The sequence below is a fragment of the Delftia sp. Lp-1 genome, from assembly GCF_020523835.1.
Lineage (GTDB): Bacteria > Pseudomonadota > Gammaproteobacteria > Burkholderiales > Burkholderiaceae_C > Comamonas > Comamonas acidovorans.
On record NZ_JAJALJ010000004.1, the window covers coordinates 11,945 to 28,995 of the forward strand.

20 protein-coding genes are annotated in these 17,051 nt (G+C 67.3%); 6 read left to right on the plus strand and 14 right to left on the minus strand.

Translation table 11 applies throughout. The features are described 5' to 3' along the window. Positions 1-17 precede the first annotated feature (17 nt). The 11 genes from fliP to fliF form a co-directional block, all read right to left on the minus strand. A complete protein-coding gene (fliP, locus tag LGR64_RS25230) occupies positions 18-803 on the minus strand; it encodes a flagellar type III secretion system pore protein FliP (protein ID WP_012202580.1) in 786 nt (261 codons plus the stop codon). Beyond that, positions 796-1,131 (minus strand): FliO/MopB family protein, encoded by a 336-nt coding sequence (locus LGR64_RS25235; protein ID WP_012202579.1) that lies wholly within the window; start codon positions 1,129-1,131, stop codon positions 796-798. The genes fliP and LGR64_RS25235 overlap by 8 nt, the downstream gene beginning before the upstream one ends. A 10-nt stretch (positions 1,132-1,141) precedes the next feature. Further along, the gene (gene fliN, locus LGR64_RS25240) at positions 1,142-1,573 is read right to left on the minus strand and encodes a flagellar motor switch protein FliN (RefSeq protein ID WP_012202578.1); all 432 of its coding nucleotides are present in this window, start codon (positions 1,571-1,573) and stop codon (positions 1,142-1,144) included. Then, positions 1,563-2,567 carry a flagellar motor switch protein FliM gene (gene fliM, locus LGR64_RS25245; RefSeq protein ID WP_012202577.1) on the minus strand — a complete coding sequence of 335 codons (1,005 nt, stop codon included), beginning with the start codon at positions 2,565-2,567 and terminating at the stop codon, positions 1,563-1,565. The genes fliN and fliM overlap by 11 nt, the downstream gene beginning before the upstream one ends. Before the next feature lie 18 nt (positions 2,568-2,585). Continuing rightward, entirely contained in the window at positions 2,586-3,161 is a 576-nt protein-coding gene (locus LGR64_RS25250; protein WP_012202576.1) for a flagellar basal body-associated FliL family protein, read from the minus strand. A gap of 253 nt (positions 3,162-3,414) precedes the next feature. Then, positions 3,415-4,938 (minus strand): flagellar hook-length control protein FliK, encoded by a 1,524-nt coding sequence (locus LGR64_RS25255; RefSeq protein ID WP_230357277.1) that lies wholly within the window; start codon positions 4,936-4,938, stop codon positions 3,415-3,417. A 3-nt stretch (positions 4,939-4,941) separates the two neighbouring features. Then, a complete protein-coding gene (gene fliJ, locus LGR64_RS25260) occupies positions 4,942-5,406 on the minus strand; it encodes a flagellar export protein FliJ (RefSeq protein WP_012202574.1) in 465 nt (154 codons plus the stop codon). A gap of 65 nt (positions 5,407-5,471) precedes the next feature. Beyond that, positions 5,472-6,914 (minus strand): flagellar protein export ATPase FliI, encoded by a 1,443-nt coding sequence (gene fliI, locus LGR64_RS25265; protein ID WP_230357279.1) that lies wholly within the window; start codon positions 6,912-6,914, stop codon positions 5,472-5,474. Further along, positions 6,904-7,815, minus strand: a complete 912-nt coding sequence (locus LGR64_RS25270) for a FliH/SctL family protein (RefSeq protein ID WP_230357280.1) — start codon at positions 7,813-7,815, stop codon at positions 6,904-6,906. Before LGR64_RS25270 ends, fliI begins: the two co-directional genes overlap by 11 nt. Beyond that, entirely contained in the window at positions 7,808-8,803 is a 996-nt protein-coding gene (gene fliG / locus LGR64_RS25275; RefSeq protein ID WP_012202571.1) for a flagellar motor switch protein FliG, read from the minus strand. Before fliG ends, LGR64_RS25270 begins: the two co-directional genes overlap by 8 nt. Positions 8,804-8,830: 27 nt before the next feature. Further along, positions 8,831-10,540, minus strand: a complete 1,710-nt coding sequence (fliF, locus tag LGR64_RS25280) for a flagellar basal-body MS-ring/collar protein FliF (protein WP_063327630.1) — start codon at positions 10,538-10,540, stop codon at positions 8,831-8,833. Positions 10,541-10,717: 177 nt separating this feature from the next. On the opposite strand from fliF, the gene fliE reads away from it, so the two are divergent. Further along, complete coding sequence (fliE, locus tag LGR64_RS25285; RefSeq protein ID WP_013800367.1) at positions 10,718-11,035, plus strand: flagellar hook-basal body complex protein FliE; 318 nt, start codon at positions 10,718-10,720, stop codon at positions 11,033-11,035. Between the two features lie 442 nt (positions 11,036-11,477). Here the strand turns inward: fliE and LGR64_RS25290 are convergent, their stop codons facing one another. The 3 genes from LGR64_RS25290 to flgA form a co-directional block, all read right to left on the minus strand. Then, complete coding sequence (locus tag LGR64_RS25290) at positions 11,478-11,849, minus strand: hypothetical protein (RefSeq protein WP_012202568.1); 372 nt, start codon at positions 11,847-11,849, stop codon at positions 11,478-11,480. A gap of 76 nt (positions 11,850-11,925) precedes the next feature. Next, positions 11,926-12,246, minus strand: a complete 321-nt coding sequence (gene flgM / locus LGR64_RS25295; protein ID WP_012202567.1) for a flagellar biosynthesis anti-sigma factor FlgM — start codon at positions 12,244-12,246, stop codon at positions 11,926-11,928. A 78-nt stretch (positions 12,247-12,324) separates the two neighbouring features. Further along, positions 12,325-13,089 (minus strand): flagellar basal body P-ring formation chaperone FlgA, encoded by a 765-nt coding sequence (gene flgA / locus LGR64_RS25300; protein WP_013800366.1) that lies wholly within the window; start codon positions 13,087-13,089, stop codon positions 12,325-12,327. 234 nt (positions 13,090-13,323) lie between these two features. Here flgA and flgB point away from each other — a divergent pair, with 234 nt between their 5' ends. From flgB to LGR64_RS25325, 5 genes are read left to right on the plus strand one after another with little or no spacing between them, the layout of a single operon-like run. After that, entirely contained in the window at positions 13,324-13,737 is a 414-nt protein-coding gene (gene flgB, locus LGR64_RS25305) for a flagellar basal body rod protein FlgB (protein ID WP_013800365.1), read from the plus strand. 30 nt (positions 13,738-13,767) lie between these two features. Continuing rightward, positions 13,768-14,172, plus strand: coding sequence for a flagellar basal body rod protein FlgC (flgC, locus tag LGR64_RS25310; protein WP_012202564.1), 405 nt, complete (start codon positions 13,768-13,770; stop codon positions 14,170-14,172). 34 nt (positions 14,173-14,206) lie between these two features. Next, positions 14,207-14,869: a flagellar hook assembly protein FlgD gene (locus tag LGR64_RS25315; protein WP_012202563.1), complete on the plus strand. Its 663-nt coding sequence runs from the start codon at positions 14,207-14,209 to the stop codon at positions 14,867-14,869. A gap of 40 nt (positions 14,870-14,909) precedes the next feature. Further along, positions 14,910-16,181, plus strand: a complete 1,272-nt coding sequence (flgE, locus tag LGR64_RS25320) for a flagellar hook protein FlgE (protein ID WP_013800364.1) — start codon at positions 14,910-14,912, stop codon at positions 16,179-16,181. Between the two features lie 29 nt (positions 16,182-16,210). Next, the gene (locus LGR64_RS25325) at positions 16,211-16,951 is read left to right on the plus strand and encodes a flagellar basal body rod protein FlgF (protein WP_013800363.1); all 741 of its coding nucleotides are present in this window, start codon (positions 16,211-16,213) and stop codon (positions 16,949-16,951) included. Positions 16,952-17,051 lie beyond the last annotated feature (100 nt).

Here is a 17,051-nt window from a genome sequence, read left to right on the forward strand (position 1 = left end):
CCAAAGAAAGAGCGGGGCTAGACGGCGAAGCTGGCGGCCAGCGAGCCTATGAGCAGGTTCCAGCCATCGGCCAGCACGAAGAGCATGAGCTTGAACGGCAGGGCCACCAGCACGGGCGACAGCATCATCATGCCCAGGGACATCAGGATCGAGGACACGACCATGTCGATGACCAGGAAGGGGATGAAGATCATGAAGCCGATCTGGAACGCGGTCTTCAGCTCGCTGGTCACGAAGGCGGGCACCAGCACGCGCAGCGGTGCGGTCTCGCTGGTGACGCCTGCATCGAGCTTGGCCAGCCGCGCGAACAGCGCAAAGTCCGACTGGCGCGTCTGCTTGAGCATGAAGTCGCGCATGGGCGCCTCGGCCTTCTCAATGGCCTGCTCGAAGGTCACGGCATTCGTGGTGTAGGGCACGTAGGCCTCCTGGTACACGCGGTCCAGGGTGGGGCCCATGACGAACAGCGTCAGGAACAGCGACAGGCCGATGATCACCTGGTTGGGCGGCGCCGACTGCGTGCCCAGCGCCTGGCGCATCAGCGACAGCACGATGACGATGCGGGTGAAGCCCGTCATCATCAAAAGGATGGCCGGCAGGAAGGACAGCGCCGTGAAGAACAGCAGGGTCTGGATGGGCACCGAAAAGCTGGTGCCACCGCTGCCCTGGCCGATGACCAGCGGAAGGCTGGCGGGCGCGCCCTGTGCCCAGGAGGCCAGGGGCGTGGCGCAGCACAGCGCCAGCGCTGCGGCGCCAGCGGCCTGGCTCAGCGTGCGCGCCGGGCGCTTGCAGGAATATTCAGACATTCGCACCGTCCGCAGGCAGGCTGCGCGCTTGCGCCATCGCAGCCGAAAAATCAGCAGGGGCCGGAGCCTGCAGCACATGCAGGCACTGGATGCTTTGCGCCGTGACGCCCAGCACCAGACGCACGGTCTGTGCGCCCTCGCCCACTTCCACCGTCACCACCCGCTGTTGCGGGCCCACGCCCACGGCGCCCAGCACCCGCGACTGCAGGCCGGCGGCACCGCGCAGCGCAGCCGTGCGCTGCTGGAAGCGGCGCAGCAGCCAGGGCAGAGCGGCCATGGCCGTGACCAGGGCCACCACCGTGAGCAGGGTCGGCCACAGCGGGCCCATGCCAGCGCTCTCAGCCACGGCTGACCCGGCGCAGGCGCTCGGACGGCGTGACCACGTCGGTCAGGCGGATACCGAACTTGTCGTTGACCACCACCACCTCGCCCTGGGCGATCAGGTAGCCGTTGACCAGCACGTCCATGGGCTCGCCGGCCAGTGCGTCGAGTTCGACCACCGAGCCCTGGGCCAGTTGCAGGATGTACTTGATCGGCACCTTGGTGCGGCCCAGCTCCACCGACAGCTGCACCGGGATGTCCAGCACCATGTTGATGTCGTTGACCGGCACATCGGCGCCACCGGCGTAGGGACGCACGGGCTCGCCTGTCAGCGGACCGCCCTGCTCCTCTTCCAGCTTGGCGTCGCGCTCGCGCTGCTCGTCCAATGCCTCTGCCCAGCCCGAGAACGGATCATCGCCAGCGGGCTTTTGCGTATCTTCAGTTGCCATTGTTTTCTCCCATCCAGCCAGCGTCGGCGCCACGCAGGCAGTTCTCGACGCGGATTGCGTACTTGTCGTTGTGAGTGCCGTACTGGCACTCGAAAATCGGAACGCCGCCAATGGAGGCGCGGATCAGCGGCTCGCGGTCGAGTTCGATGAAATCGCCGGGGCGCATGGCCAGCAGCTGCTCCACCGTGGCGTCGGCACGTGCCAGTTCGGCCACCAGGGTCACCTCGGCGGCCTGGATCTCGCGCTTGAGCACCTTGACCCAGCGGCGGTCCACTTCGATGGAGTCGCCCTGTGTCGAGGAATACAGCACATCACGGATGGGCTCCAGCGTTGCATAGGGCATGCAGATGTGGATGGAGCCCGAGATGTCGCCGATCTCCAGCTGAAAGGCCGTGGACACGACGATTTCGCTGGGCGTGGCGATGTTGGCGAACTGCGGCTGCATCTCCGAACGCTGGTAGCCCAGCTCCAGCGGATAGATGCCGTGCCAGGCCTTCTTGTATTCCTCGCAGATCACGTTGACCAGGCGGTTGATCACGCGCTGCTCGGTGTGCGAGAAGTCACGTCCTTCGATACGCGTCTGCAGCCGGCCCGTGCCGCCGTACAGCGTATCGATGACACCGAACACCAGCGAGGGGTCGCAGACCACCAGGCCGCTGCCGCGCAGCGGACGGATGGCGACGATGTTGAAGTTGGTGGGCACCACCAGCTCGCGCAGGAAGGCGCTGTAGCGCTGCACCGACACCGTGCCCACGGACACTTCGGGGCTGCGGCGGATGAAGTTGAACAGGCCGATGCGGAAGTTGCGGGCAAAGCGCTCGTTGACGATTTCCATCGTCGGCATGCGCCCGCGCACGATGCGCTCCTGGCTGGAGATGTCGTACTGGCGGATGATGCCCGCCTCGACCTCCTCGGTCGTGGATTTCTGGCTCTCGCCGGTCACACCCTCCAAAAGGGCATCGACTTCTTCCTGGGAGAGAAACGAATCGCTCATGGCGCCTGGCCTCCCCGGTTACTGGATGATGAAGCTGGAGAAGAGCACGCGGCGCACCGGGTTCTTGCCAGCGGAGGAGCGGCGGCGCTCGCCGTCTTCGTCCTCGGCGTCCTCGTCGCGGCTGCGCTTCTTGGCCTTGGCCTGGTTGCCGTAGCCCAGCGGGGCCGACACTTCGTTGAGCACGTCGGCGGCCAGGCGCTCCTTGCCTTCGCGCTCCAGCAGCTCCTCGGCCGTGCGCTGGGACACCAGCATCAGGATGCCGTTGCGGATGCTGGGCAGGTATTGCTTGACCGTGGTGGCCGTCTTCTCGTCGGCCAGCTCCAGCGTGATGCCGATCTGCACGAAGCGGTCGCCGCCCGTATCGGACAGATTGACCACCAGGTTGTCCAGCGGCAGGAAGGTGGGCACGGTAACGGCCGCCTTGCTGGCGCTGCCTTCTTCCTCATCGCCGCTGCTGTGGCGCTTGGACAGCAGGATGAAGGCAGCGGCCGCGCCTATGGCCAGGACGGCAATGATGACGATCAGCACGATCAGCTTCTTGCCCTTGGCCGGGGCGGGAGCTGCATTGTTGGCGGCATTGGGTGTGGCAGACACTGGAATTCCTCTGGGTGAGCGGGACCGCCACGCGCACGCGCTTCATGCGCGGCGCCATGACGCAGCAGGCCCATGGCAGGAATTATTCGGCGATTGGACCCCGGACCATGGCCTGAATAAGCGCATGAAACCCCGGTTTCTCGCTGGCTTGATGGCCCTCAAACGCCACAGGCCGGGCAGCTTGTCACCACCCGGCCTGTTCTGAAAACCCTGAAACGGCGCATGCGCCGCCCCGCAAGAAGCGCAGGAAGAATCAGACGAACAGATCCACCCCGCCCGCTGCCGCGCGGCCACCACCGGCCTGTGCGGCACCATTGCCGCCCGTGACACCGGCGGCATCGACCATGGCGCTCACGCGGCCCTGGCGCGCCTGGGCGTCCGCCCCCTGTCTTGCCGAATCGCCGCTGCCGGACTGGCCACCCGCATCCACGCTGACGCCGGCCAGTTGCAGGCCCTGGGCCTGCAGCAGCTCGCGCAGCTGGTCGGCACCATTGCCCAGCCAGTCACGCGCCTGGGCTTCGCTGGCGCCAAAGCGAACATGGGCCTCGTTGCCCTGCAGGCTGACCTGCACCTGGATGGCCCGGCCCTCATGCTCCACGGACAGCGAGGCGTTCTGGTTCTTGTTGTGGACCCAGAAGGCCACCTGCTCGGACACCTGCTGCTCGCGCTCGGTGGAGTTGCCCGGCTGGGCCTGGGCATCGGGCTGGGCAAAGGCCGCGCCATTTTGGCCGGCCGCCTGCTGGCCCAGGGATTGGCCGGCATGGGCCGCGCCCACGGCAGCCGCAACGCCGTGCAGTCCGTTCGCCGCCGACTCCGTGGAGGCGGTGCCGCCTTCACGGGCTCGCTCGAACAGGCCACGCCATTCTTCGGGCCGCACTGCGGCCATGCCGTTGAGCGCAATGCCCGACGCCAGGGCCACGTCCTGCCGCACACCGCCCGCCAGGGCCTGGGGCGTGTGTTCATGCGTGGCCTGGGCGGTGGTTGCCGTGCGTGCGGCGGCGGCCGTCAGTGCCGCATCGGACTGCACGGCGGCCAGCACATCGGCGGCTTGGGCCTGTGCCTGGGCCTGTGCCTGGGTACGGCGCGCAGCGCCATCGGTCAGGGCCCCGGCTGCATTGGGGTCCGCAGCGGCAGCCAAGGCCGCAGCATTGGCGCTGGCCGTGGCCAGCGCCGTGCCCGCGGCATCACCGGCTGCGGACTGCGGTGCCAGGAAGGCCGCGTGCGCCACGGCGCCCTGCTCCTGGCGCAGGGCCATCATGGCGGCGCTGCCCCGGCCGGACAGCCAGTCGCCCGCCACGCCTTGCAGCATGTCGCGGTCGCCCTTGCCGTCCAGATGGGCGGTCTGCCCGACCAGGCTGAGCCAGGGCGCCTGGCCGTTGGCAGCCAGCGCCATGGCATCGGCCTGCGCCGAGGTGGTCATATCGGTCGGCTCCGCCTGCGGTTGCAGCGGCAGTTGCGGCTGCTGCAGCAGGCCCTGCGCCAGGCCGGGATCGGCCAGCAGGTCTGCGACATCCTTCAGGCCGTCCTTGGCTGCGCCCTTGAGGCTGGACAGCGCGGAAAAAGCGGCACTGCCGTCCTCGCCCAAGGCCTGGCCCAGGGCGCCCGAGGCCAGCGCCGGCAATCCGCCAATGCCGTCCATCGCTGCCAGCAACGAAGAAAAGCCTGCGGCCTGGTCGTTGGAGGGCGGCTGCGTGCCGCGCGCTGAGCGAACGCCTTCCATGGCGCGCTGCATGGCGCTGCGCGCATCGGCGCGCTGTTCGATCTGGTTGGTGGACATGCGTCAAGCCTCCTGGAATGTCAGCCCGAAGCTGCGACGGAAAAACTGGATGGCCGCACGTTCATCGGTCTCCTTTTGCTCGCGGCGCATCTGGCTCAGCGCCAGATCGCGGCGGCGCACCTCGACGACCTTGCGCAGGCTGCTGACCCGCAGCTCGCAGGCCATCAAGGCCTTTTGCGCGGCCTCCAGGCGGATCGCCAGGTCGGCCAGCACCCGCGTCTGCAGGCCGATGGCGTGCTGCAGGCGGTCCATGAACTGGTACTGGTGGAACATGACCTCGGGCTGCACGGACTGGTTTTCCTGCGCGCCCCAGCGCGTCTGCATTTCCTGCACATAGTGCTGCAGCTGTTCCATTTGCGTCTGCGCGGCCTGCTGCGAGCGCAGGCGCTCCTGCACCGCCTGGCGCGCCTCGTCACGCTTGCGCGACGCGGCATCGATGGCCACCATCAAGGCATTCAAGGACGACATACCGGGGTTTCCTCCCTGTGTTCGTTATCGCGTTGGTCGCGTTTTGGCAGTGCCGCGTCGCCGCGTCACTGCCCACCGAGTGCGGCAGCCATGCCCGAGATGCTCTCGTCCATGGAAGCCGACTCGAACATGCTTTGCTGCAGAAAGGCCGCCATGGCCGGCTGCAGGCGTATCGCCTCATCCATCTGCGGGTCCGAGCCCGCCATGTAGGCGCCGACCTGGACCAGGTCCCGCCCCTTCTGGTAGCGCGAATAGACAGCGCGAAAGCGCCGTGCCAGCTCGAAGTGCTCGCGCGAGACCACGTTGTGCATCACGCGCGAGGCCGATTGCTCGATATCGATGGCCGGGTAGTGGCCCGACTCGGCCAGCGCCCGCGACAGCACGACGTGGCCGTCCAAAATGGCGCGCGCCGCGTCGGCAATAGGGTCCTGCTGGTCATCGCCTTCGGACAGCACGGTGTAGAAGGCCGTGATCGAGCCCACGCCGTTGAGGCCGTTGCCGCTGCGCTCGACCAGGGCCGGCAGCTTGGCAAAGCACGACGGCGGATAGCCCTTGGTGGCCGGCGGCTCGCCAATGGCCAGGGCGATCTCGCGCTGGGCCATGGCATAGCGGGTCAGCGAGTCCATGAGCAGCAGCACATGCTGGCCCTTGTCGCGGAAATGTTCGGCAATGGCCGTGGCATAGGCGGCGCCCTGCATGCGCAGCAGCGGCGGCGCATCGGCCGGCGCGGCGACGACCACGGCGCGGCTGCGGTCCTGGGCGCCGAGGATGTCCTCGACGAATTCCTTGACCTCGCGGCCGCGTTCGCCGATCAGGCCGACCACGATCACGTCCGCCTGGGTGTAGCGCGCCATCATGCCCAGCAGCACAGACTTGCCCACGCCCGAGCCCGCGAACAGGCCCAGACGCTGGCCCCGGCCCACGGTGAGCAGGGCGTTGAGCGAGCGCACGCCGGTGTCCAGCGTCTCGCGCACCGGGTCGCGGTCCATGGCGTTGATGGGGTTGCGGTCCAGCAGATCGGCGCTCACGTCGGCCAGCGGGCCGCCATGGTCCAGGGGCTGGCCCTGCGAATCCACGACACGGCCCAGCAGGCCGCTGCCAATGGGCAGGCGCAGCACGCCGGCCGCCAGGGACACGGGCGGCTCGACACCGTCGCCAAAGCGCAGCGGTGCGACAAAGGGTTCGGCCGGCGTCACGATGGCGCCGCTGGACAGGCCCTGGATGTCGCCCGCAGGCATGAGAAACGCACGCTCGCCTGCAAAGCCGACAACCTCGGCCAGCACCGGGTCCTGGCCTTGCTGGCGTATCCAGCACTGCGAGCCCACGGGCACCTGCAGGCCCGTGGCCTCCAGCACCAGGCCGGTCAGGCGCGTGAGCGTGCCGTGGGTTTCCAGGGGAATGTCGCCCTGCAGGCGGGCGCGGGCATTGGACAGCAGTTGCTGCCAGGGCTTGGCGGCAGGCTCGGAGGTCAGTTGGGCGGCGTCGGCCAGCGGGGCGTCAACCGGCATCGCGTTCTCCGTCATACCAGGTGGAGACCAGGCCCAGCGCGGCCACGGCGCGGCGCCAGCGCTTGTCCATGCCGGCATCGACCTGGGCGCCACCCGATTCCACGCGCACATCGCCCTGAGCGACGGAGGCGTCGCTGATCCACTGCACCTTGGACTGGGCGCCATGCTCGGCGCGCAGCGCCTCGTCCAGCACGGCGAAGTCGGCGGGGTTCAGGCGCACGGTGGCGGCGCGGCCGTCGGCGGCCAGCATGTCCAGCGCCTCGCGCACCACGGGCAACAGGGCCTGGGGCTGGCTGCGCAGCTCCTGGCGGACCACCTGGCGCGCAATGTCGCAGGCCAGGTTGAGCAGTTCCTGCGCTGCATCCGTCTGCAGCTGCTTGAAGCCGGCATCAAGGCCGGACAGCAGCACGTCCACGCGCTGCGCCGTCTCGCGGCCTGTGCCGGAGACATAGTCATCCATGTGTTGCTGCCACTGCTGCTGGGCTTCCTGGCGGCCCTGCTCCAGGCCCTCGGCATGGCCTTCGGCGCGTGCCTGTTCCAGCAGGGCATGCAGTTGTTCCTCATCCACTGCGGGGGCGGTGGAGGCCGGGGCGCCCGGCGTGTCGGCTTCGACATCCAGCACCATGGAGTCGGCCTCCAGCCGGGGCGCATCGGAGCGGCCGGGCAGCGACAGGCTGTGAAAGCCCGACGAGGAGGCAGGCGCGCGGGCCATGCCCGCGCCGCCATGCGCAGCCTGTGCACCGGATGCGGCGGGCGCACCCTGGATGTCCGGCAGCCCCGCGAGGCTGGGCAGGCTTTTCAGGCCGCCCATGTGGTCCACGGCGCCGAAGCGCCACTGCACCACCTGGCGCTCGTCGATCTCCTCGGAAGGGATGAAGCGCGAGTTCATGCCGTTAGACATAGCTGTCTTCCGCACCGCTGCCGATGGTGATCTGGCCTTCTTCGGCCAGGCGACGCACCACCTTCAGGATTTCCTTTTGCTGCGCTTCCACTTCGGACAGGCGCATCGGGCCGCGGCCTTCCAGGTCCTCGCGCAGCGACTCGGCGGCACGCATGGACATGTTGGCCAGAATCTTGTCGCGCACTTCCATCGAACCGCCCTTGAGCGCGATGATCAGCGTCTCGGACACCACCTCGCGCAGCACCAGCTGCACCGAGCGGTCGTCCAGCTTGACCAGGTCGTCGAACACGAACATCTTGTCCATGATCTTCTGGGCCAGGTCCGGGTCGTAGTTGCGGATGGTGTCCAGCACGGCCACGTCGGCATTGCCGCCGAGGTTGTTGATCATCTCGGCCGCCGTCTTGACGCCGCCCAGCGAGGTCTTGCGGATCTTGTCGCCGCCGGCCAGCACCTGGAACAGCACCTCGTTGAGGTCCTTGAGCGCGGTCGGCTGAATGCCTTCCAGCGTGGCCACGCGCAGCATGACTTCGCTGCGGAAACGCTCGGGCAGCTGCATCAGCACGGCAGCGGCTTGCTCGTGCTCCAGGTGCACGAGGATGGCGGCCACGATCTGCGGATGCTCGCCGCGCAGCAGTTCGGCCACGGACAGCGGGTCCATCCACTTGAGGCTTTCGATGCCGGAGACATCGCCGCCCTGCAGGATGCGGTCGATCAGCAGCGCCGCCTTGTCGTCGCCCAGGGCGCGCTTGAGCACCGAGCGCACATAGCCGCTGGCGTCGTCCACCAGCAGGCTTTGCGCGGCCGCGTCATCGGCAAAGCGGTTGATGACGAAGTCCACCTTCTCGCGCGAGACACCGCGCATGTGCGCAATGGTCTCGCCGAGCTTTTGCACTTCCTTCGGGGTGAGGTGCTTGAACACCTCGGCCGCTTCCTCCTCGCCCAGGGAGACCAGCAAGATGGCGGCGTCGTTCAGGCCTCGTTCGTCCATATCTCAGCAATCCGTGTTTTGAGAGGCTCAGGTGGCCTCGCCGTTGATCCAGGTCTTGACGATGTTGGCCACCGCGATCGGGTTCTGCTTGGCCAGTTGGCGCGCCTGCTCCAGGCGCACTTGCTCCTGCGTGGGCGAAAGATCGACAGCGGGTGCAGCCAGCGCCGGACGGTCCAGCTGCTCGCCTTCGATGGCATTGAGCTGTCCGCCCACGGCCACCGTCTTGCGGCCCTTGAGCATGGGTCGCACCAGGCCCAGCAGCAAGATGGCGCCGAACAGGGCCAGGCCGATGGGCACGCCCAGGCTGCGGGCCATGGCCAGCACTTCGGGCTGGCGCCACAGCGGCACATCGGCGGGCACTTCGTCCTGCACAAAGGGCGTGCTGACCAGGTTGACCGAGTCGCCGCGCTCGGCGCTGTAGCCCACGGTCTCGCGCACCAGGGTCAGCAGTTGCGCCTGCTGCGCTGCCGTCAGGCCGCGTGCGGCGGCAGCGACGGTGGCTGCATCGGTTGCCGCACCGGCCGCACCGGCAGCGGCCGGCGCAGGGGCAGCCACCAGGGGCGCATTGATGACCACGGCGGCCGTCAGGCGCTTGATGCTGCCCGTGCTGCCGCGTGTGTGGCGCACGGTCTTGTCCACTTCGTAATTGGTGATGGACTCGCGCTTGCTGGCAGCGCGGGCGGCGTTCTGGCCGTCGGCCGCCTGGGGCGCGGGATTGGCGCCGTTGACGGGCGCGGAAGCGTTCTGGGGCGGCTGGTTGCTGGTGGCGCCGGGAATGCCCGTGGGCTGGGGCGGCTTTTGCTCGCCCGAGCTTTCCACCACCTGCTGGCTGCGCACCACGCCCGCGTCGGAGGACTGGTTGGGGCGGTGCTGCTCCGAAGTCGATTCGGTCTGGCTGAAATCCATCTCGGCCGAGACCTGCGCCTTCACATTGTTCTTGCCGACCACGGGCTCCAGGATCTCCAGGATGCGGCGCACGTACTGCTGCTCGATCTGCTGGGTGTAGTTCAGCTGCTGCATGTCCACGGCGTTGGCGTTGCCGTCGGGCGACTGCGACAGCAGCTTGCCCGAGTCGTCCAGGATGCTCACGGCCGTGGGAGCCATCTCGGGCACGCTGGAGGCCACCAGGTGCACGATGCCCGCGATCTGCGTGCGGTCCAGCACGCGGCCCGGGTACAGGCTCAGCAGCACCGAGGCCGAGGGCTTTTGCTGCTCGCGGAAAAAGCCGTTCTGATTGGGCAGGGCCAGGTGCACGCGTGCGCTTTGCACGGCGGCCAGGGCCTGGATGGAACGTGTCAGCTCGCCTTCAAGGCCGCGCTGGAAATTGAGGCGTTCCTGGAACTGGGTGATGCCGAACTTGCTGTTCTCCATCAGCTCGAAACCCGTCACCGAACCCTTGGGCAGGCCCTGGGTGGCCAGCTTCAGGCGCACATCGTGCACGCGGTCGGACGGGATGAGGATGGCACCGCCGCCTTCCGTGTAGCGGTAAGGCACGTTCATCTGCGACAGCTGGGCGACGATGGCGCCGCCATCCTTGTCGCTCAGGTTGGAGAACAGCACCTTGTAGTCCGGCTGGCGGTAGAACATGGCCGCCGCACCCAGGGCGACGACCAGCAGCACGGCGATCGCGCCCCAACGCAGGCGCGCGCCACGGTCCATGGCCGTCCAGCGCTGCTGCAAGGCGGGCTGGGGCACGGGAGTGGCTTGAGGGACAGGGATTTCAGCGACAGCAGACATCTTGGTTCCAGGTGTTCGAGCCCTGCACACACAGGACCCTAGCGTGCTGTCGATTATTCGAAGTCCGCCGCTTCACATTCGCCCGATAAGCGCGCCGTTTGGCCGTCTATTTGCCGCGATGCGAAAACCCTGCCGCCCTACGATCTCGTCATCTTGCTAACTCCGATGGAATGTGTCATGGACCTTCGCATCCCCAGTACCACCTCTCCCCTGTACGGCACCCAGCTCCCCAAAGGCGTGGGCGCAGGCGACGCATCGACCAAAGTGGCGGCTGGCGGCTTCAGCCAGGCCCTTCAAGGCGCGCTGCAGTCCGTCAGTTCAGCCCAGAACAACTCCAGCCAGCTGCAGCGTGAGGTGCAGTTGGAGAACCCGGCCGTCAGCCTCGAAGAAACCATGATCGCCATGCAAAAGGCGCAGATCGGCTTCCAGGCCACGATGCAGGTGCGCAACCGGCTCGTGCAGGCCTATACCGACGTGATGAACATGCAGGTGTGAGGACGTCCGGCCCTGGCCGGACCCTTTTTGCCTCCTCGGATCGCAGACCGCAGACCGAACGGGATTTGCGCGCGCCATTGCGATTGCATTGCGCTTGCATTGCCATTGCACGGCAGCGTCATTTCCGCGCATTTCGGATCTTGCCGTCTTCAGGGTCCTTGCTTCGTTTTCCCCGGATCTGGCCTCCGGCCGTCCCTCATTCCTGGCCGCCCTTCCTGCGCACGGCCATCCAGCATTCCCCCGCCTCCAACTCTTTGACCAAGCGCAGCCTCATCCCGCGCATGGATGGGTACGCCCAAGCTCCAGCCGTGCCTGCGCCCGCTGCGCCGATTCATTCAGCCGAATCCCAGCCCGGAAAAGACAAAACCCTCGGGCACGGATGCCGGAGGGTTGAGCAGCGGGAAGAAAGAAGCGAGAAGAGAGAGAAAAAAGGGACGCGGCTTCAGCTGGCCGAGTGGTAGATGCGCGCCTTGCCCGGTCCGGCATGGGGATGTCCATACAGGTCGCGTCCATATGTGGCCTGGTCCGAAGTCTGGGGAATCAGCGCCGCCGCCTGGCTCTGGGCCACCACGGCCATGCGTGCCAGCTGGTCGCGCTGCATGGCCATCTGCTCGCCCAGCGCCTGGGCGCGTTCGCGCAGCTCCTGCGTCCAGTCGGCCGCGCTGAAGCGCCGGGCCAGTTCGGAGAACGCCGCCATGGCATCGCGCAGCCGGGTGCTGGACTGCTCCAGCGCGACCGCATCCTTCGATTGCAGCGAGGCGGACACCATCCGGACCACCGCGTCCAGGGAATCGAGCATCTCGCTGAGAGTCATGGGACAGGCCTTGCTGAAAAAAGAAAGCGCGTGCTCGCGCCGGAAGGAAAAAACCGAGAAAGAACCGAACCCGCGCTCAGACGCGCGAGTGCGAGAGGAATTCTTCGGAGTTGGCCAGCAGCTTGTCGGCCACGGCGTCGGCGTTCACGCGGAAGGTGCCGTTGGCAATGGCTTCGCGGATTTCCTTGACGCGGTTGGCATCGAAGTCGGCCGTGGCGCGACCAGATTGGTCCAGTGCGCGGGCCGAGGTCGAGAACGACACGGGAACACCGGCCGCCTTGGCAGGCTGGGCCTGGGCGGAGGATTCCTCGGTGGCAATGGTGCTGGCTGTCTTGGGCTGCTTGGCGGCGGCCTGGGAGGCAGCGGCGGGCAGTTCCGGTTTTTGACCTATCTTCATCTTGATTCTCCAATCGCCCTGGCGGCGTGAGGCGCTGTGCCTAGCTTTCGACTGCCTGGAACAAAACTTGAGGTTTTTTTACTGGACCAGCACCACGCCCTCGGGATTCACCACCCCGGAGATGAGCCGGCCATTATCCATGCGAACCCGCACGGTCTGGCCTTCGCCGGCGGCCGACATGGCCTTGCCCGACGATGTGACGGAAAAACCACCACCATTGACCAGAACGCGCACTTCGGCACCCACCGCGAACAGGGCCGGCGTGCGCAGCATGTTCTGGCGCAGCGCCTGGCCTGCGGCCAGCGGGCGGGAAGCCACCAAACCCACCCAGTCCTGCTGGTTGGCGTAGACGGCGGCCGATTCCTCGGCCCAGTCCACTTCGGCCTGGACGGCATCGTCGGCCGACAGCGGGCGGCCCGAAGGCACGCCGTTTTGCAGCACCCAGGCCGGCCCCCAGGCCTTGACCGTGATGGGCAGGAACACATTCCAGGCCACGGCGCCCTGCAGGCAGCGCAGACCCAGGCGGGTACGGCCCCACAGGCGCGAGCCTGCGGGCAAATAGGGTTCGACCTTGGCACAGGCAGCCAGGCGCAGGCGGGGATCGAGCTGGCCCATCTGCACTTCCATGCGCAGGGGCAAGGCGCCCGCGCCGGCCATGCCTTGCTGCAGGGCCTCGTCGGCAAAGCGCTGGCCGATCTGGCTGAGCTGGGCTGCACCGTCAGGAGCGTTCTGCGCGAAGGCAGGGCCTGCCAGCGACGCTCCAGCGGCAAGCGCAGCGCATGCGGCGGCGCGAGCGAGGGCTCGGACGGCGGATGGCGAATGGGCGGTGCTGAAGTTCGGCATGGCTGTGGCTCCTGACTTGCTCCGGCCTCCCGTCAGGATGGGTGGGACACCTGGAGCGATGCCAGCAAATATAGGGCGAGCGCTCTTTTCCGAAGCGCCGAACTGCGCAGGCAAACGCGCTTTCTTCGCGCTTTAGCGTTCGGGCCCGATTTCCATAATCGACGCATGCCGCAGTCCGTGGGCTGCCGCCATTTCGTCAACCGATCACCGCAAATCCCAGAGGGCGAGGCCGACATGCTCGACAAGATGACTGAACGACTGGACTTCCAGAGCAAGGCGCTGGTGCTGCGCGCCGAGCGCCAGCGTGCAATCGCCAGCAACATCGCCAATGCCGACACCCCGGGCTATGTGGCGCGCGACTTCAATTTCCGCGAGGCGCTGACGGCCGTTACCTCCGGCCCCTCGCCCATGACGCTGGCCAGCGTCAGCCAGGGCGGACACATTCCCCTGCCTGCCGCCGCCTCGGGGCAGAGCGCGCAAAGCCATCTCGGCTACTCGGTGCAGGCCCAGACCAACATGGACAACAACACCGTGGACCTGGACCGCGAACGCGCCAACTTCGTCGACAACGCCGTGCGCTACGAGGCCACGCTGCGCTTTCTGAACGGCCAGGCCAAGACCATGCTGTCGGCCATCCAGGGCCAGTAAGCCGGCGCCACAGATCACAGGAGCTTTCCCATGTCCATGTTCTCCATCTTCAGCATCTCCGGCAGTGCCGTCAGCGCCCAATCGCAGCGCCTGAACGTCGTGGCCTCGAATCTGGCCAACGTCGATGCCGTGGCCGGCCCCGATGGCAAGGCCTACCAGGCGCGCCAGGTGGTCTTCCAGACCGTGGCCATGGGCGAGGAAGGCTCCTCGGGCGTGCGCGTCAGCGCCATCAGCCAGGACAACACGCCCGGCCGCCGCATCCACGACCCCCAGCACCCGCTGGCCGATGCCGAAGGCTATGTGACGCATTCCAACGTCAGCGCCGTGGACGAGATGGTCAACATGATCTCGGCCTCGCGCTCCTACCAGAACAACGTCGAGGTCATGAACACGACCAAGTCGCTGCTGCTCAAAACCCTGCAGATGGGCCAGTGAGCCCCGTCCGCACCACTTTCCAGGAGCCACTCCCATGATCTATGGCGCAGGCAGCGTCGCCAGCACGGCCGACATCAACAACAAGTCCGCCACGAGCAATTCGACCACCGACCCCGCGGCGGCGCAGGACCGTTTCCTGAAGCTGCTGGTCGCGCAGTTGAACAACCAGGATCCCATGAATCCCATGGACAACGCGCAGATGACCTCGCAGATGGCGCAGATCAACACCGTCACCGGCATCCAGCAGCTGAACAAGACCATGGAAAGCATGGCCGGCCAGTTCACCGCCATGCAGGTGCTGCAGGGCACGCAGATGATCGGCCGCACCGTGCTGACCGAAGGCAACACCCTGGGCGTGGGCAAGGAAAAGTCCTATACGGCTGCCTTCGACCTCGAAGGCCCGGCCGCCGACGTGAAGGTGCAGATCACCACCGCCAGCGGCGAGCTGGTGGACACCGTCGAGCTGGGCAGCGGCACCGCTGGCCGCAACTACTTCACCTGGGACGGCAGCAAGTACACGGGCGACGCCAGCCAGCTGCGCTACACGGTGCAGGCCACGAATGCCGACACGGTCGTGGCCTCGACCACGCTGTCGCCCCATGCGGTGCTCGCCACAGGCACCACCGACGGCAAGCTGACGCTGGAGCTGGACGACGGCACCAACGTCGCCTACGCCTCCGTCAAGGCCGTGTACTGACCCCCGCACCATCCACCCAAATACATCGCAGGAGCACACCATGGGATTCCAACAAGGCCTCTCGGGTCTGAACGCCGCCAGCAAGAACCTGGACGTGATCGGCCACAACATCGCCAACGCCAACACCACGGGCTTCAAGTCCTCGCGCGCCGAGTTCGCCGAGGCCGTGGCCAGCGCCGTGGGTTCGGCCAGCGGCCAGAACAGCGGCATCGGCGTCAATGTGGCCGCCGTGACCCAGCAGTTCCGCCAGGGCCCGATCACCACCACGGGCAACAACCTGGACGTGGCCATCAACGGCAACGGCTTCTTCGTCGTGCGCCAGCCCGACGGCAGCACGGCCTATACGCGCGCCGGCAACTTCGGCCTGGACAAGCAGGGCAACCTCAAGACCGTGCAGGGCGACAACGTCATGGGCTACCCCGTGGACGCCACCACGGGCAAGGTGCTGGCCGGCGGCCAGCCCGTGCCCATGGTCTTTCCTTCGGGCCAGCCGATCGCTGCCAAGACCACGACCAAGATCGACGTGTCGCTGAACCTCGATGCGCGCGCCACGCCCGCAGCCGGCAACTCCACCGCCACGCCCCCCGTGCCCGCCACGCCGCGCGCCACCTATGGCACCTCGATCAACGTCTATGACAGCCAGGGCGTGCCCACGCCGGTGCAGATGTACTTCGAGAAGGACACGGCCGCCAACACCTGGAAGGTCTACGACGGCCTGGACGATCCGACGGCATCGCCCCCGAAGGTCGCCACCCTGCTGACCACCCTGGTGTTCGATGCCTCCGGCAAGATCACCAGCGGCAGCCCCGTGACGGCGCAGATCAAGAGCAGCAACCCCAACGCGCCCACGCCCGGCACCATCAACGGCACGGCGGGCGTGACGCTGGACTTCTCCAACGTCTCGCAGTTCGGCTCCAAGTTCGCGGTCAGCAGCCTCAAGCAGGACGGCTACACCGCAGGCGCGCTCACCGGCATCAATGTCGGCAACGATGGCTCCATCGTGGCCACCTACTCCAACGGCGTGACGCGCACCGAGGGCCAGCTGGCCCTGGCCGCCTTCACCAACACCCAGGGCCTGGGCGCCGTGGGCGACAACAAGTGGGTGGAGACCTCGGATTCGGGCCCGGCGCTGAACGGCACGGCCGAGTCGGGCACCTTCGGCTCGCTGCGCTCGGGCGCGCTGGAAGACTCCAACGTGGACCTGACCGCCGAGCTGGTGAACATGATGACCGCGCAGCGTGCCTACCAGGCCAATGCCCAGACCATCAAGACCCAGGACCAGGTCTTCTCGACCCTGGTGAACCTGCGCTGATAGCCAAGAACTGAGTCAGGAGAGCCGGCATGGACCGCATCATCTACACCTCCATGACGGGCGCCAACGCAGCGGCGCAGCGTCAGTCCGTGCTGGCCCACAACCTGGCCAATGCCGGCACCAATGGCTTTCGGGCCGAAATGTCCACCTTCCGCTCCGTGCCCCTGCAGGGCAGCGGCGCGGGCACGCGCGTGTTCGCGCTGGAGGCGACCTCCGGCTACGTGGACACGCCCGGACCCACCCAGCGCACGGGCCGCGCACTGGACGCCATGGCCATGGGCCGCGCCTGGTTCGCCGTCCAGGGCCTGGATGGCCAGGAGGCCTACACACGCAACGGCGTGTTCGAGGTCTCCCCCGAGGGCCAGCTGGTCAACAGCAACGGCCAGGCCGTGCTGTCGGACGGCGGCGGCCCCATCGACATTCCCCCCGAATCCACGATCACGCTGGGCTCGGACGGCACGCTGACCGCCAAGACCGGCAACCAGCTGCCCGTGGCCGTGGGCCGCGTCAAGCTGGCCACGCCGCCCGAGGACGCCGCGCTGGTGCGCGGCAATGACGGCCTGTTCCGCACGGGCGACGGCGATCCGCTGCCCAACGACGAGAACGCACGCCTGCTGTCCGGCGCCATCGAAGGCTCGAACGTGAACTCGGTGGAGACCATGGTCGGCATGATTGCCGCCGCCCGCCAGTTCGAGACCCAGATGCGCCTGCTGCAGACGGCAGAAACCAATGACAAGACGGCCAGCCAACTCTTGAGCATGAACGGCTGAGACAGATCACCCCCTGAGCGGCTGCGCCGCTTCCCCCTGGAAGGGGGACGACGCCCTCGCTGCGGGGCGGCCGTTGCTAGGCGTCCCTGGCCTGGATCGT